The organism is Acrocarpospora pleiomorpha (genome assembly GCF_009687885.1).
GTDB classification, from domain to species: Bacteria; Actinomycetota; Actinomycetes; order Streptosporangiales; family Streptosporangiaceae; genus Acrocarpospora; species Acrocarpospora pleiomorpha.
Map to the genome: position 1 here is coordinate 1 of NZ_BLAF01000002.1, position 606 is coordinate 606.

Genomic DNA, 606 nt, shown 5'->3' on the forward strand with positions numbered 1-606 from the left:
ATGGTGGTGCTGGAACGGCTGTCGGACGCTCGCCGTAACGGCCATGAGGTGCTGGCGGTGATACGTGGTTCAGCGATCAACCAGGACGGTGCGTCGAACGGGTTGACCGCGCCGAACGGTCCCTCTCAGCAGTGGGTGATCCGCCAGGCGCTGGCCGACGCCGGCCTGTCCCCGTCCGAGGTGGACGCGGTCGAGGCGCACGGCACCGGCACCCGGCTGGGCGACCCGATCGAGGCCCAGGCCCTGCTGGCCGCCTATGGTCAGGATCGTGATCGGCCGCTGCTGCTGGGGTCGATCAAGTCGAACATCGGTCACTCTCAGGCTGCCGCGGGTGTGGCGGGTGTGATCAAGATGGTTATGGCGATGCGCGAGGGTGTGGCGCCGCGCACGTTGCATGTGGATGCGCCGTCCTCGCATGTGGACTGGGGCACGGGTGTGGTTGAGCTGCTGACCGAGCCGGTGGAGTGGGTGCGAAACGGCCACCCTCGCCGGGCGGGTGTGTCGTCGTTCGGGTTCAGCGGCACCAACGCTCACCTGATCCTCGAACAAGGCCCGGAAGCCTCGGAAGGAGAAGACCGTTCGCAGGGCCGGGTCCCTGCCGCTGGT

1 protein-coding gene is annotated in these 606 nt (G+C 68.2%); it reads left to right on the forward strand.

What is annotated here, in order from left to right; translation table 11 throughout:
• The coding region (locus Aple_RS00010; RefSeq protein WP_170321200.1) for a ketoacyl-synthetase C-terminal extension domain-containing protein at positions 1–606 on the forward strand (606 nt) is incomplete at both ends.